11 protein-coding genes, 1 tRNA gene and 5 pseudogenes are annotated in these 12,543 nt (G+C 54.8%); 5 read left to right on the top strand and 12 right to left on the bottom strand.

What is annotated here, in order from left to right; all coding sequences use genetic code 11:
• Positions 1–250: pseudogene (locus ACTBDU_RS06280) on the bottom strand (transposase); the annotation flags it as partial.
• Between the two features lie 117 nt (positions 251–367).
• On the opposite strand from ACTBDU_RS06280, the gene ACTBDU_RS06275 reads away from it, so the two are divergent.
• Positions 368–443 (top strand) — tRNA-Lys (locus ACTBDU_RS06275).
• Positions 444–857: 414 nt separating this feature from the next.
• Here the strand turns inward: ACTBDU_RS06275 and ACTBDU_RS06270 are convergent.
• Positions 858–1,293 (bottom strand): annotated as a pseudogene (locus ACTBDU_RS06270) (transposase); the annotation flags it as partial.
• Between the two features lie 74 nt (positions 1,294–1,367).
• Positions 1,368–1,532, bottom strand: a pseudogene (locus ACTBDU_RS06265) (NAD(P)/FAD-dependent oxidoreductase); the annotation flags it as partial.
• A 272-nt stretch (positions 1,533–1,804) separates the two neighbouring features.
• On the opposite strand from ACTBDU_RS06265, the gene pitA reads away from it, so the two are divergent.
• Positions 1,805–3,418, top strand: coding sequence for an inorganic phosphate transporter PitA (gene pitA, locus ACTBDU_RS06260; protein ID WP_438805899.1), 1,614 nt, complete (start codon positions 1,805–1,807; stop codon positions 3,416–3,418).
• 54 nt (positions 3,419–3,472) lie between these two features.
• Here the strand turns inward: pitA and uspB are convergent.
• A pseudogene (gene uspB / locus ACTBDU_RS06255) lies at positions 3,473–3,810 on the bottom strand (universal stress protein UspB).
• Between the two features lie 441 nt (positions 3,811–4,251).
• Between uspB and uspA the strand changes: the two are divergent.
• A complete protein-coding gene (gene uspA, locus ACTBDU_RS06250) occupies positions 4,252–4,713 on the top strand; it encodes a universal stress protein UspA (protein ID WP_438805898.1) in 462 nt (153 codons plus the stop codon).
• 686 nt (positions 4,714–5,399) lie between these two features.
• On the opposite strand, the gene ACTBDU_RS06245 is transcribed toward uspA, so the two are convergent.
• From ACTBDU_RS06245 to prlC, 4 genes are read right to left on the bottom strand one after another with little or no spacing between them, the layout of a single operon-like run.
• The gene (locus ACTBDU_RS06245) at positions 5,400–5,612 is read right to left on the bottom strand and encodes a class I SAM-dependent methyltransferase (RefSeq protein WP_438805897.1); all 213 of its coding nucleotides are present in this window, start codon (positions 5,610–5,612) and stop codon (positions 5,400–5,402) included.
• Between the two features lie 44 nt (positions 5,613–5,656).
• On the bottom strand, positions 5,657–5,932 hold the full coding sequence (locus tag ACTBDU_RS06240; RefSeq protein WP_438805896.1) for a class I SAM-dependent methyltransferase: 276 nt from the start codon (positions 5,930–5,932) through the stop codon (positions 5,657–5,659).
• A gap of 3 nt (positions 5,933–5,935) precedes the next feature.
• Positions 5,936–6,064, bottom strand: a complete 129-nt coding sequence (locus ACTBDU_RS06235) for a hypothetical protein (protein WP_438805895.1) — start codon at positions 6,062–6,064, stop codon at positions 5,936–5,938.
• 5 nt (positions 6,065–6,069) lie between these two features.
• A complete protein-coding gene (prlC, locus tag ACTBDU_RS06230; protein ID WP_438805894.1) occupies positions 6,070–8,112 on the bottom strand; it encodes an oligopeptidase A in 2,043 nt (680 codons plus the stop codon).
• Between the two features lie 284 nt (positions 8,113–8,396).
• On the opposite strand from prlC, the pseudogene ACTBDU_RS06225 reads away from it, so the two are divergent.
• Positions 8,397–8,814: pseudogene (locus ACTBDU_RS06225) on the top strand (DoxX family protein).
• 142 nt (positions 8,815–8,956) lie between these two features.
• Here the strand turns inward: ACTBDU_RS06225 and ACTBDU_RS06220 are convergent.
• Genes ACTBDU_RS06220 through ACTBDU_RS06210 form a run of 3 tightly spaced genes read right to left on the bottom strand, consistent with a single transcriptional unit; the run spans position 8,957 to position 9,974 of the window.
• Positions 8,957–9,331 carry a hypothetical protein gene (locus tag ACTBDU_RS06220; protein WP_438805893.1) on the bottom strand — a complete coding sequence of 125 codons (375 nt, stop codon included), beginning with the start codon at positions 9,329–9,331 and terminating at the stop codon, positions 8,957–8,959.
• A 44-nt stretch (positions 9,332–9,375) separates the two neighbouring features.
• Positions 9,376–9,588: a hypothetical protein gene (locus tag ACTBDU_RS06215; RefSeq protein ID WP_438805892.1), complete on the bottom strand. Its 213-nt coding sequence runs from the start codon at positions 9,586–9,588 to the stop codon at positions 9,376–9,378.
• 5 nt (positions 9,589–9,593) lie between these two features.
• Positions 9,594–9,974, bottom strand: a complete 381-nt coding sequence (locus ACTBDU_RS06210; RefSeq protein WP_438805891.1) for a hypothetical protein — start codon at positions 9,972–9,974, stop codon at positions 9,594–9,596.
• 176 nt (positions 9,975–10,150) lie between these two features.
• On the opposite strand from ACTBDU_RS06210, the gene ACTBDU_RS06205 reads away from it, so the two are divergent.
• Entirely contained in the window at positions 10,151–10,819 is a 669-nt protein-coding gene (locus tag ACTBDU_RS06205) for a MarC family NAAT transporter (RefSeq protein ID WP_438805890.1), read from the top strand.
• A gap of 37 nt (positions 10,820–10,856) precedes the next feature.
• On the opposite strand, the gene ACTBDU_RS06200 is transcribed toward ACTBDU_RS06205, so the two are convergent.
• The gene (locus tag ACTBDU_RS06200; protein WP_438805889.1) at positions 10,857–12,020 is read right to left on the bottom strand and encodes a purine-cytosine permease family protein; all 1,164 of its coding nucleotides are present in this window, start codon (positions 12,018–12,020) and stop codon (positions 10,857–10,859) included.
• Positions 12,021–12,543 lie beyond the last annotated feature (523 nt).

The raw sequence follows: 12,543 nt of genomic DNA, 5'->3' as shown, positions 1-12,543 counted from the left end.
CTTCTTGAGCTCACGTATTTCGATTTGTTCCGGGGTTATGTATGGGAGAAGCTTTTGGCGTTTTCCCCTGTCGCTTATCACGCAGTTGTTTTACCCATTTCGCCATCGTAGAAAGGCCAACGTCCATGGCTTTTGCTGCTGGCGCGGCGGTGTAATTTTGGTCGACAACCAGTTGAGCGGATTCGCGTTTGAATTCAGGACTAAAATTTCTTCTTTCATTGGCCCACCCGTGTTGTTCTGAGGTGAGAATATCACCTCTGTTCAGGTGGCCAAATTCAGTGTGCCACTACAGAGTGACTATTTTTTTGCTGCAACTGACATGAAGTATTTGACACCGGCGCCCATTAAGAGAATAATCTGCGGCGTTGGGTCGTTAGCTCAGTTGGTAGAGCAGTTGACTCTTAATCAATTGGTCGTAGGTTCGAGCCCTACACGACCTACCAGCATTTTCAATAAGTTAAATCCCCCCCCCCGGGGTTCCAAAATCACCCGGGGTCGAATTTTTGCTGCACTTTGCGAAAATGCTGCCGAAGTGTCCTGCGTGCATAGCGAAATGATTAGGAGAAAAGTGGGCGTATCTCCTCGCCATTTCTGGCGATGCAGATTATGGAACTGCCGACCTTATCAACTGGCACGTGCAGATATGCCGTAGGTCATAAAATCGAGAATCCATAATTCCGGCGTGCTGAAGGCACAGGGCCAAACCTTATTACTATCGACACGCATTTTGTTAATTGTGGAGCTGGAGTTTCATCTGGTAATGTAGTGGCCAACTAAAACTGGCCACCGTGTTAGCGTTTTTCCAGTATCTATTTTCTGATTCGTTTGGTGGCAACCCGCCGTTATATTCATGCGGCCTGAGTGCGCAATGCCGTTCGCCTGCCGTCTGGTCTGTCAGGACGACTTTTCCAGTATTTGTAACTGCTGCGATGAACCCTGAACACGTGGCAGAGTCTGGCCACAGGATAACGCGCTCTAAGTTTCCCGATTAACGAGAACTGTTCAGGGGGTCTGACATCAAGAGCGCTGTAGCCTTTTTTGATATTTCGTTTTCCATTTCAATGCGTTGTACCTTCTTCTTGAAGCTCACGTATTTCGATTTGTTCCGGGGTTATGGGAGAAGCTTTTGGCGTTTTCCCCTGTCGCTCATCACGCAGTTGTTTTACCCATTTCGTCATCGTAGAAATGGCCGATGTCCATGGCTTTTGCTGCTGGCGCGGCGGTGTAATTTTGGTCGACAACCAGTTGAGCGGATTCGCGTTTGAATTCAGGACTAAAATTTCTTCTTTTCATTGGCGCACCCGTGTTGTTCTGAGGCGAGCATATCACCTCTGTTCAGGTGGCTAAATTCAGTGTGCCACTATACAGTTGGTAAAATTACAGCGTCCGCCGCCCGACATCAGAATCTTGCGACCGGGTTTTTTGCAGTTATCCAACAGCAGCACACGGCGGCCCAATTGGCTCGCCTGGGCGGTGCAAAACATGCCCGCCGCGCCAGCGCCGATAACAACCACCTCAAACTTTTCTGCCATGATGTCACTCTGCCTATACTCTTAATGGGCGACCCAACCTGGCGGGCTTAACCCGCGGCTCGATTGTAATGGGCCTAACAGGACAATGCTATGGTAACAAAATGCTAGATTGGGTAAAAAAGCGTATCTTGCTGAATTTGAAAGTTTATAGAGGCAAATGCATGTCTGTCGGCGGCAAGAATATCAAAAAAAAGTCATATTTTCCTTTTCCCCTGGCCCTCTTGTCGCAGATAATGCGGCCCGTTCATGTTTAAACAATGGCGTAACTCTCTATGCTACATCTATTCACCGGCCTGGAATTCCATACCGGTTTAATGTTGGTGCTCGCATTAATTTTTGTTCTGGTTTATGAGGCCATCAATGGCTTTCATGATACGGCCAATGCGGTCGCCACCGTCATCTACACCCGCGCACTGCGCTCCCAACTGGCGGTCGCCATGTCCGGAGTGTTCAATTTTCTCGGGGTTCTGATGGGCGGATTGAGCGTGGCCTATTCCATCGTTCATCTCTTGCCGACCGACCTCTTGCTCAATGTCAGTTCAGCCCACGGCCTGGTGATGATGTTTTCCATGCTGCTGGCGGCGATTCTGTGGAACCTGGGCACCTGGTATTTCGGCCTGCCGGCTTCTAGCTCGCACACCCTTATCGGCGCAATTATCGGTATCGGTCTGACCAACGCGTTGGTCAGCGATAGCCCGGTGGTTCAGGCGCTCAATATCCCCAAATTGATTGGAATCTTCCTGTCGCTGATTATTTCTCCGGTGGTGGGTTTGGTGCTGGCCGGCGCGATGGTGTTTGTTCTGCGCCGTTGTTGGAGCAGCACCAAAAAATGCCGCCGCATCCATCTGACGCCGGCGGAGCGCAAGAAAAAGGACGGCAAGCGCAAACCGCCGTTCTGGACGCGTATCGCCCTGATTTTCTCCGCCGCCGGCGTGAGTTTTTCCCATGGCGCCAACGACGGACAGAAGGGGATCGGGCTTATCATGCTGGTATTGATAGGCGTTGCGCCGGCGGAATTTATGGTCAATATGAACGCCAGCGGCTACGACATCAGCCGCACCCGCGATGCGGTTAATCATCTGCAGCAATATTATACGCAGCACCCCGGCGCGTTCACCCACGTCGTTGGCCCGGATGAGCAGCCCCTGCCGCCGCCGGCCGCGCAAAATGCCGTTCCCGCCGCCCCCCCTACCGGCGCGGCGCCTGCCGTCGACCCTGCTGTCCCCCCTGTCGCCAGCGGTGCGCCGATGGCCAATGGCCAGAGGCTGGATCAAGGAAATGCCTCCCAGCCACAGGAGTTTCATTGCGACCTGTCCCGGGCGCTGTTCGTCATCAATCGCGCCTCGCTGCTGTTGGGCAATCTGGATAGCTATGAAATGCTTAACGCCGATCGGCGCTCGCACGCACGGCGCCTGCTGATGTGCATTGCCGACACAGCCGACAAAGTGGCAAAGCTGCCGGAAACCTCTTCTGCGGATAAACGCTTCTTGTCGAATCTGCGCCAGGATCTGCTGTATACGGTAGAGTACGCGCCGATGTGGATCATTATCGCCGTAGCGCTAGCGCTTTCGCTGGGCACCATGGTGGGCTGGCGTCGGGTGGCCACCACCATCGGCGAGAAAATCGGTAAGAAAGGCATGACCTATGCCCAAGGGCTGTCGGCGCAGATGACGGCGGCGGTTTCCATCGGCGTTGCCAGCTATACTGGCATGCCGGTTTCCACCACCCACGTGCTGTCATCTGCGGTCACCGGTACCATGCTGGTGGATGACGGCAGCGTGCAGGGCAAGACCGTGAAGAATATCCTTTTGGCCTGGGTACTGACGCTGCCGGTGGCGATTATTCTGGCCGGTAGTCTTTACTGGCTGGCGCTGAAATTGATTTAGCCGCCGCCGCACGCAGCAAGACGGCCAGCTGGCCGTCTTTTTTTTGCCTGTCGTTCAGTGCCAGATAGCCAGAGCGATCAGGCTGACCACAATCAGACCACATAATGCGCTGGTCAACATGAACTGCCCGCGCACGCGTTCACAGCGGCGGATGAATTCCGGGTCGTGATGATCCAGGTAACGCTGGGTAAAAAGATGTAGCGCACCAGACGCAGCTGCTTGCCGGGCTGACCATGGGTGGTAAAAAAACCGCTACCGTCGACATATTGGTAAAGCAGCGGATCACAGCCACGCAGCACCACCAGCAACGCACGCAATGAAGAATAATAACGAGCCATATTTATCAGGCATACGACACATAAAGCCCAGAACAGCGCAACAGTGTTCATGATAAGTCCTCCCGGCAACATCCAAAACCGCCACAAAGCCTGACGTCCGCGGGACGACAGCGGTTATACCGATATATGTAAGCTCACGACTGACAGACATCTGAAGTTTGTTGCTATGCGCATGCGAGCGGCGCGGAAGAGAACTGTAAGATGGCATACTGTTCAGTGTAGAAAAATTTTGACAAAAGCGGCCAACCGAAGCGATAGAAATTATGCATTTTCGCAAAAAAAGGTTTACCCTCGCATCAAGCGGACGCCGTCAGCCCGGTCGGGGGAAGATATCGTGATCCTTCTCGCTGTTGCGCAGGTTAGCCGCTTCGTTCCACGGGCGAGTACGGCTATACTGAAAGAGGAACATCAAGACTGGAGATAGTGCGCCCGCTGTCGCCGGGGTCGCACATTGCGACGAGAATAGACGAGTAACATTTTGCAAGGAGTCTGATTATGGCTTACAAACATATCCTGATAGCCGTTGACCTTTCACCGGAAAGTAACGTGCTGGTCGAAAAAGCCGTATCGATGGCCAAACCTTATAACGCCAAAGTTTCCCTGATCCACGTTGACGTCAACTACTCCGACCTTTATAGCGGTCTTATCGACGTCAATCTCGGCGATATGCAAAAGCGCATATCTGAAGAAACGCAGCACGCGATGACCCAGCTGTCGCAAAACGCTGGCTATCCGATCACCGAAACGCTGAGCGGCAGCGGTGATCTGGGGCAGGTGCTGGTGGACGCCATTAACAAATACGATGTGGATCTCGTTTTGTGCGGCCATCACCAGGACTTCTGGAGTAAGTTGATGTCTTCTGCACGCCAGCTCATCAACACGGTTCATGTGGATATGCTCATCGTTCCGCTCAGAGATGACGGCGATGATGATGAAGATGTGGATGATATCGCCTGACCTGCCCGGCGTGACGGCATAAAAAGGGGCGAATAAGGGCGCAAAACGCCAGGCAAAACAATGGGTAGACGTCAGGGCGCGCACTGCTTTGCCTGGTGCAAGCCTGTGGCCGTTGTGAGCACGTTGTCTGGCGGCGGGGCCTTGCTCAACCTCACGGCACTGGCCACGCTGCTTGCGCGGCGGCGAAGTTAATGTCGCGAGAAAGGTTAGCGTCAACCCAAAAAAGGTATCACCCTTGTCACTCTGCGCGCGCTCAGTTTAAAGGCAGTTTCAGGCCGCCACTCATGCCATCTATCCTGCCGTTTAATGGCCTGCTCTGTGGGCCATGTCGGTTTGGCAAAACCTCGGTTGCGTCTGTACGGGCTTGTGGCGAGAGCAGGTGAGGGCACGCGTCGATCGTCTTAGCGACGAGGTGGTAACCCGCTAGATTCAAGCCCTTCGCATCAGGCGACAATGCTGCACAGGACTCGCCTTACTAAAAGTGTGCCACTACACTTTTACTCTCACCCGCCCGCAAGGTTGTTTGCGATGATCGACCGTCCTGCACTAGCACACCCAGCTCGCCGCATTTTTACCCGAGCCCGGCCACAGGATTGCTCAGCGATATTCGAGCGTCATGCTCCGGCACCCAGTGCGTCGCAGGAATGTTCTTTGACGTCGCGCTATTTCCCCGGCGTGTTTCGCCTTTAGTCGTTCCCCTCTGGCGGGGACGCCCGTGTCGGATAAAGATCAGAACGATGGTTCTTGATGGTGATAGAAGCCTGCGCCGGCACACCCGTCAGCAGCGGCGCATAGTTGGGCCTTTTTACTACCACCCGGCGCCGCGCCAGCGCCCGCGCAGGTGCTAGTAGCTTGTCGGCATCCTTATCGGACCCCAGCAGGAGTTGAAATACTTGCATTTCCTTTTTCACCAGCGCGCTCAGGCTGGAGCCGTGATGCAGCGTCAGACGCGTCGCAAGCCATTCTTTAGCAGCGCCGCCATGACCGGATGACGCTCAAACATTTGCACCCGGCAGCCCAGACAAGCCAGTACAAAAGCATCCCGCCCCAGACCGGCGGTGGCGTCCACCACGTCCGGCAACCCTTGGCCTTTGATACCCACCGCCTTGGCTACCGCTTTCACCGCGCCCGCCGCCGTAGCGGCGCCGATGCGCCATGGCGCCGGTGATAAAATCCACGGCGACAGCGCGCCCAGTTTGGGCTCGTCCCGTTTACGCAACTCCTACCGTTCGGAGGTCATGACCAGCGCCAAGGCGGCCTTGGGATCGCTTATCAACCCCCAGCGCGCGGCCAGTGTCTGCAAAGATTGAGGGTCGATGCCGGCCTCACTGTCCAAAAAGACCATGCTCAAGCTCCCTATTCCCGAATACCGTAATGGCGCAGCATAGCGTCTAACTGCGGCTCGCGGCCGCGGAAACGGGCAAAAAGCACCATCGGCTCTTCGGAACCGCCGCGGGAAAGGATCGTATCGAGGAACGATTCGCCGGTATCCCGGTTGAAAATTCCCTCCTCCTCGAAACGCGACCAGGCATCCGCCGCCAGCACATCCGCCCACAGGTAGCTGTAATATCCCGCCGCATAACCCCCGGCGAAAATATGGCTGAAGGCGTGGGGGAATCGTCCCCACGGCACGGGCGGTACCACCGCCACCTGTTTTTTCACCTCCGCCAGAGTGTCAAGCACGCGCGCGCCCTGCTCAGGCTGGTATTGGTAATGCATGCGGAAATCAAACAGGCTGAATTCCAGTTGGCGCAGAATAAAGAGCGCCGCCTGGTAGTTTTTCGCTTCCAGCAGCTTGCTCAATAGCGTATCGGACAGCGGCTCGCCGGTTTCATAATGGCCGGAAATAAACGCCAGCGCTTCAGGCTGCCAGCAATAATTCTCCATAAACTGGCTCGGCAGCTCCACCGCATCCCAAGGCACGCCGCTGATACCGGCCACCCCGGGCGTGTCAATACGGGTCAGCATATGGTGCAGCCCATGCCCGAACTCATGGAACAGCGTGGTCACCTCATTATGAATAAACAGTGCCGGTTTACCGCTTATCGGGCGGTTGAAGTTGCAGGTGAGATAGGCTACCGGTTTTTGCAGTTCGCCATTGGCCTTGCGCATCATGCCGACACAGTCATCCATCCAGGCGCCGCCGCGTTTATTATCGCGGGCGTACAGATCCAGGTAAAAGCTGCCGCGCAGTTCGCCATGCTCATCGAACAGATCGAAGAAGCGAACGTCCGGATGCCAGGTATCTACATCGGTGCGCTCTTTGGCGGTGATGCCGTAGATACGCTTGACTACCTCGAACAAACCGCTAACGACGCGCGGCTCAGGGAAATAGGGACGCAGTTGTTCATCATTGATCGAGAACAGGTGCTGTTTTTGTTTTTCGCCGTAATAAGCGATATCCCACGGATCCAGCGTATCGCGGCCGAAGTGGCGTTGCGCGAAGGTGCGCAGCTGCGCCAGCTCCTGTTCGCCCTGGGGCCGTGCGCGCTTAGTTAAATCGGTGAGAAAATCCAGCACCTGTTGCGGATCCTGCGCCATTTTGGTGGCCAGGGATTTATCGGCATAGCTGTCGAATCCCAGCAGTTGCGCCAGCTCATGGCGCAGCGCCAGAATTTCGCGCATGATGGGGCCGTTATCCCATTTGCCGGCATCCGGCCCCTGATCGGAGGCGCGGGTGTTATAGGCACGGTAAAGCTCCTCACGCAGCGCGGCGTTATCGCAATAGGTGAGCACCGGCAAGTAGCTGGGGATATCGAGCGTCAGCAACCAGCCTTCCGGCCCGCGTGCCTGCGCCTGGGCGCGGACGGCGGCAAGCGCGCTTTCGGGCATGCCGGCCAACGACTGCTCATCGGTTATCAACTTGCTCCAACCCATGGTGGCGTCCAGCACGTTATTGCTGTAGGCCGATCCCAGCTCCGACAGCCGGGCGACAATTTGCCCGTAGCGCTGCTGTTTTTCCGCCGGCAGCCCGATACCGGACAATTCAAAATCGCGCAGCGCATTATCCACCGCTTTTTTCTGCGCCACGCTCAGTTGTCCGTAGTGTTGGCCGTCCCGCAGATTACGGTAGGCTTGGTACAACCCCTTATGTTGCCCTACCCAGGTACTGTATTCAGACAGAAGCGGCAGGTTCTGTTCATAGGCTTCGCGTAATTCCTGACTGTTCTTCACCGCATTTAAATGGCCCACCGGCGACCAGATCCGGCTTAATCGGTCATCCGCATCCGCCAGCGGCTGGCAGAGATTCTCCCAGGTGAACGGGCCGGGCTGCGCCACGACCTCTTCAACGGTGTGGCGGCAGTGCTCAAGCGCGGCTTTTACCGCCGGCACGACGTGCTCAGGACGAATAGCGGCAAAAGGGGGCAAGGAAAACGAGGTCAGTAACGGATTAGTCATAGCGCAGTCCTGATTATCGTGAAAGCCAATGAAATTAACATGAGGCTAACTATAGCGAAAATCAATGCCGAGCGAAGCGTAACAACTGCCGTGCGACGCGACTGGTCAATTTCCCTCTGCTCAGGCAACCTAAGAGGTGATGCGTTGAGGGTTTCCAGCTAATTGGTCTCAATTAGCGTTTAATTGCTTGATCTGTGGCAGGTAAATGTTCAGTAATAAGGAGTTGAATAGTTATTACTTATAGTTAATCCTTCACCACGCTATATCTGAGGACGGGCATCATCATGCTAACTGCCTTTAACCGAATGCTGGATAAGCCGGATCTGGGGAAATTGCTGCTGCGGTTTACCTTTGGCGCCATGATGTTGTTTCACGGCATCCACAAACTGCTGTTCGGCATTGATGGCATCATCGGGATGGTTCAGGCCTATGGTATGCCCGCCATCGTCGCTTACAAAGTGTTCCTGGGTGAGATCATTGTGCCGCTGATGTTTATTTTCGGCATTCTGGTGCAGCCGGCAGCGCTGATTTTCGCTTTCACCATGCTGTTTGCCTGGCTGATTACCGAACCCGGCATCATTTTTACCCTGACGAACGTGGGCGCCTGGGGACTGGAGAATATCGCCGTCTATCTTTATTGCCGGGCTAGCCATCGCGCTGCTGGGCTGCGGCCGCTATAGCGTGATGAGCAATCCTACCTAGCGATAGGGTGCTGCCACGCTGCATCAGGGCGTGGAGAGCGGGCCGCTCCAGGGAGACGATGAGAGGGATTCGTTGGCGCTAAAGCTAATAGGATTCGCCGCGAGGGGCAATTTATGCCGGCGAACCGTGACGCTAATGCCGCCTAAACCGGATGCAGCGCACCCAGCTCGTGGAAATACTGCTCACCTCGGTCACGCTCAGCGTCGCTGCCGGCATCGGCAAACAGCGTAATGACGCACTGCGCTGGCGTCATTTCCTGCGCCAGCCGATAAGCGCTGCGCCAATTGGCCGCGGCGGACGCGCCAATACGGATACCGGTCAAACGGTGAAATTCATACATCGCGCTCAGCGATGCCTGCCAACTGACGTCATTGAACGGGACATCTTCCAGCCCCACATGGGCGAGAAAAGGTTGGCGGAAACCAAAGCCCATCCTGCCCGCGCCTCCGAATTTATCGCAATCATTGGGCGGATCATAGGTACCAAACGGCAATTCGCTAGGGGTAGTGCCGAGCACCCTCAGTGCCGGATTGTTCTTGGTCAGTGCTGCATAGACGCCGCTTAAGGTCCCCCCCCCCCGGTTCCCACCGCCGCCACCCAGCCGTCCGCTTTCTCAGCCGCCAGTTGGCGGCGGATTTCCTGCCCGGTCTGGTATTGGTGAACCGTCACATTCACCGAATTAAGATGTTGTGACAGCAGTGTCCAGCCGGGATCGTGCAAACCTATCGTCTGGGCACGGCTGATGAGTCCCAGCAGAAAAAAGCCGCTTCCCACGGTTGTTAATTCAGCGCCGGCGGCGAACTATCCGAGATGATCAAATGTATTGGAATGCCGCACAGCTGGCCCAGTTTCGCTAGGGCTTTGCCCATATTGCCGCCGGAGGCGACCAACAGTTTCAGCGGTCCGCGGTTAACATCATGTTGATTGATAGCTTCACAGAACATACCGAATGCCGCGCGATCTTTCACCGAACCGAACCGAACGGATTGACAAACTTGAACTTCGCCAAAATACGGCCACCCCCCCCCCGGCGGGCTGGGCACCGGTTGCAGGGGAGTATTGCCCAACTCCTGATAGGAGGGGGTTAACGCGGGGAACAGGCTGAGCGCGCGGGTGGGGTCTGGTGCACCGTTAAGGGGATTGAACAATGCAAAATTCATGTGCTTTCCTTGGCTGTGAGCTGGGCGAAAGTGACTAAATCATTCTTGTTATGTGTACTTACAATTTATCAGTTGGCTGATGAGGGTTAATACCTGTAAAATTAATGACTTATTGCTTTCCTTTCGTCGGTTTCAGTGCCCCGGCGGCCGGAAAAAACGGTCTGGAGGCCGCGTGTATGTTTGAACTTTTCAAAGCAATCGGCTTGGGCCTGATGGTGCTACTGCCGTTAGTGAATCCGCTCACCACCGTGGCGTTATTCCTCAGCCTCAGTAAGAACATGACCGCGGCGGAACGAAATCAGCAGGCTCGGCTGGCGTCGGTCTATGTCTTCGCCATTATGATGGTCGCCTTTTATGCCGGTACGCTGGTGATGAATACTTTCGGTATCTCCATCCCGGGGCTGCGTATCGCCGGTGGACTTATCGTCTCCTTTATCGGTTTTCGCATGCTGTTTCCGGCGCAAACCGACGACGATTCCGGCCTTGCCGAAAGCAAGGCACGCAAGATGCATAAGCACAAAACCACCAACATCGCTTTCGTACCGCTGGCCATGCCGAGCACGGCGGGGCCGGGCACCATCGCCATGATCATCAGCTGGGTCTCGACCGTTAATGAAGACGTCTACTTTTCTTCCTGGGTTACCGCGCTCGCGCCGGGGCTGGTTTTCTTGACCATCAGCGTGGTTGTCTGGATAGCGCTATGCAGTTCTGGCGCCATTATGCATGTGATCGGCGCCAGCGCTATTGAAGCGATTTCACAGCTGATGGGATTTCTGCTGGTGTGTATGGGCGTCCAGTTCGTTATCAACGGTGTACTGGAGATTATAGCCGACTACCACGCCTGATGCTGTCGCTGGCGCCCCTGTCCTGGCGCGGCGACGCTTAGCCATCAGACCGGCAGCGGTCTGATATCCTTTGTTTCACCTGCGCCATCAACCAATAGAGCAGGCAGCCTGCCAGCAATGCATTCAGAGACGGGATCCCCAATTGGCAGGTGAGGCCCACCGCACTACCGCCCAGCCAGGCCGCCACGGCTGACCAGCCGATCACAGGCGTTGCCGACGCGTCGGGCAAAGCGTGGCGTGCGCGGGTCGCATCAAGCAATGCGCGATGCGTGCGCAGCACGTAGTAATCCACCAGCATAATGCCGCTGATCGGCGGGAACAGCACGCCCAGCAAAATGAGGAAGTCGATAAAATGGGCAATAATACCCATTACCGATAATGTAGTGCCGGTTAGTCCCAACAGCAGCGCCAGCCAACGGTAGTGCCACTTGCGATGGATCAACGCATCGAGCGCCGTTGCCATGCCAAGGCTGGCGGAGTACAAATTGACGTCATTCACTTTTATGGCGGAGAGAATCACGCTAACCAGGCCTATCCCGCTGGCGCTGTGGGTCATGATGGTGACAACGTCCGCCGTTCCTAACGCGTGGGCGACAATAACGGACAGGCAATTGATAATTATCTCACCCACAATAATCGAAGACGTCACCATAAATAAAACATGATTTTTATTCTTACAATAGCGGCAAATATCGGGAGAAATCAGCGCCCCGACAATATAGCCACCGGCCACCATGGTCGCCCCCTCACTTAATGACATCGCCGGCCCACCAGGCTGCTCATTTAGACAATTCAGCACGTCCGCGCCGCTGACAACACCATACAAAATATACAACACCACCAGGAAAAATAACGGTACGGACATTTTCGCCGTCCAGCTGAGTGCGGAAAAACCGTATAAAACTAATAACGTAATGATCAATCCGGCTAAAATGGCGGCGACGGGAAAATTAAGGATCCCTTGCGATGCATGCACCAATCCGTCCGCCAGCACGGAATTCTGCACGCCAAACCAGCCTATCAGGCTTAAGGCGATAACAATGCCAATCAGACACGAACCGACACGTCTGAAGCCGCACCAGCGGGCCAGCAGGCTGGTGGATAACCCTTCATTCATCCCGACCAGCCCCATTCCCAAACTCACCATTTCCAGTATCAGGCTACCGAGCACCGTTGCCAGCATGGCCTGCCCGAAAGTCATACTGTGTCCCCAGCGTCGCGCCAACCATGAATTGCGATAAGGAGGTCATTAGCCCCATTCGTACCAGCGTGGCATTTAATAGACTTGCCCGAGACGTTGCCGCCACCCGGTTATAGGCATGGTCATTTTTATGAATTTCTGCTTCGTGCATAATACCTCTCCCTGAGGCTTATTACTGCGTCGTTTCCTGGCGCGGATAGATTTTGAATGCATTAAATAATATGAATATTAAATGATTTAAATCTGAAGCGACAACCGGAATATAATGAAGCATATCAATAAGCATTTCAACACCTGACGTATTTCAGCTTAATGCAAGTCCACATCATTCATATTAAAAAATATAATACTATTATTGAATAATCATTACCACCAAACCGTGGCGTCACAAAACGCAAGAGAGGGATCCCCAGCAAGACACCGGCATCATGCGCTCACAAGCGGTTCATTAACGGATGCTAAGGTACTATAGGGGCCCCCGCCTGGTCATGCGCCACTCACCGCGTCTGGCATCAAGAACCGC

Source organism: Sodalis sp. (in: enterobacteria), assembly GCF_051710625.1.
GTDB lineage: Bacteria > Pseudomonadota > Gammaproteobacteria > Enterobacterales > Enterobacteriaceae > JBPESN01.
The sequence above is the reverse complement of the archived record's forward strand: the minus strand, read 5'-3'. Positions and strand labels throughout refer to the sequence as shown.

What these genes read in the sequence shown, in the direction of transcription:
- pitA (WP_438805899.1), top strand. Translation starts at nt 1,805, where the DNA reads ATGCTACATCTATTCACCGGCCTGGAATTCCATACCGGTTTAATGTTG.
- uspA (WP_438805898.1), top strand. Translation starts at nt 4,252, where the DNA reads ATGGCTTACAAACATATCCTGATAGCCGTTGACCTTTCACCGGAAAGT.
- ACTBDU_RS06245 (WP_438805897.1), bottom strand. Translation starts at nt 5,612, where the DNA reads ATGCAAGTATTTCAACTCCTGCTGGGGTCCGATAAGGATGCCGACAAG.
- prlC (WP_438805894.1), bottom strand. Translation starts at nt 8,112, where the DNA reads ATGACTAATCCGTTACTGACCTCGTTTTCCTTGCCCCCTTTTGCCGCT.
- ACTBDU_RS06210 (WP_438805891.1), bottom strand. Translation starts at nt 9,974, where the DNA reads ATGAATTTTGCATTGTTCAATCCCCTTAACGGTGCACCAGACCCCACC.
- ACTBDU_RS06205 (WP_438805890.1), top strand. Translation starts at nt 10,151, where the DNA reads ATGTTTGAACTTTTCAAAGCAATCGGCTTGGGCCTGATGGTGCTACTG.
- ACTBDU_RS06200 (WP_438805889.1), bottom strand. Translation starts at nt 12,020, where the DNA reads ATGACTTTCGGGCAGGCCATGCTGGCAACGGTGCTCGGTAGCCTGATA.